This window comes from Aliterella sp. E5.1, assembly GCF_057473825.1.
In genome coordinates, this window is sequence record NZ_JBYCCV010000425.1 from 1 (window position 1) to 1,325 (window position 1,325).

Annotated in this window: 2 protein-coding genes; one reads left to right on the forward strand and one right to left on the reverse strand. The window is 40.9% G+C overall.

Annotated elements, in window-relative coordinates; all coding sequences use genetic code 11:
• A partial coding sequence (tnpA, locus tag AC2VE5_RS27885) for an IS200/IS605 family transposase (protein WP_486890756.1) occupies positions 1-342 on the reverse strand: 342 nt, incomplete at its 3' end.
• Positions 343-378: 36 nt separating this feature from the next.
• Between tnpA and AC2VE5_RS27890 the strand changes: the two genes are divergently transcribed.
• Positions 379-1,325: RNA-guided endonuclease InsQ/TnpB family protein (locus AC2VE5_RS27890; RefSeq protein ID WP_486890757.1), on the forward strand; the 947-nt coding region annotated here is incomplete at its 3' end.

The following is a 1,325-nucleotide window of genomic DNA, read 5'->3' on the forward strand; positions in this document are numbered from 1 at the left end:
AGGCGCACCACCAACAGAAATGGCAAAATAACTAGGACTCCACAACGCTTCGGAATGGGGCTTCTTGTATCCAGCTTGCCCATACCTGCGACTAGAGACACCCTTCAACGAATTTATGATTTGAGAAATAGACAGTTTGGGCGGATATTCTATTAGGGCGTGGACATGGTTAGCTTCGCCGTTGAACTCCAAAATATTAAAGTTCATTTTCTTGGCTACCTCTTTAAAAGATTCTTCTACCAAAACTAAACCCTCTCCAGTAAAAACAGGTTTACGGTATTTAGTTATGCAGACCAAGTGAATTTGTAAGTCTGTAACGCTATGTCTTTCTTTTCTATACATCTTTACTTTTAATGCAGACCTAATTATAATAATAGGATGAAAGCACGATACCAGTACAGAATTTATCCAACCGCCCAACAGCAAAAAGAACTTGCAAGAGTATTTGGCTGTTGCAGAGTTGTTTATAATGATGCGCTGGCGCTGTGTAAGCAGTCGGATAAAGTACTCAGTAGTGGGGATTTGCAGAAAGTCTGTATTACCCAAGCCAAAAAGACACAAGCTAGGGGCTGGTTGAGTGAGGTTTCAAACATACCTTTGCAACAGTCCATTGCGGATTTAGGAGTAGCCTATAAAAACTACTTTGAGTCTTTGAAAGGCAAAAGAAAAGGCATAAAAGTAAAACAGCCTAAGTTTAAAAAGAAAGACAACAGGCAGACTGCAAGATTTAGAAAAGGTGGCTTTTCTATTAAAAAGGGAAAAGTCTATTTAGCTAAAATCGGCAACCTTAAAACAATTTGGTCGCGTCCGTTGCCGTCAGAGCCTAGCTCGGTGACAGCGATTAAAGATAGGGCGGGGTGCTACTTTTTAAGTTTTGTGGTAGAAGTTGAACCTATCCGTCATCCTGCATTTTGTAGCTCAGTAGGCATTGATTTAGGACTCAAAACCTTTGCCTATTTGAGTTCGGGAGAAGCTATACACAGTCCTAACTATTCATTAATTGAGCGAAAAATTAGGAAAGCACAACGCAAATTATCTAGGCGCAAACAAGGGTCTAAACGGCGCGAACTTATGCGTTTGCGTGTAGCCAAACTAAAGGTAAAGCAAACCGACAAGCGCAAGGACTTTCTGCATAAGCTATCAACTAAAGTGGTCAGTGAAAATCAAACTACCGTTTTAGAAGATTTAAATGTAAGCGGAATGTTAAAAAACCGTTGTCTATCCAGGGCGATAAGCCAATCTGGATGGCGTGATTTTAGGACGATGTGCGAGGCGAAGTCTAACAAGTTTGGTCGTGAGTTTGTCACTATCAGTAGATGGGAACC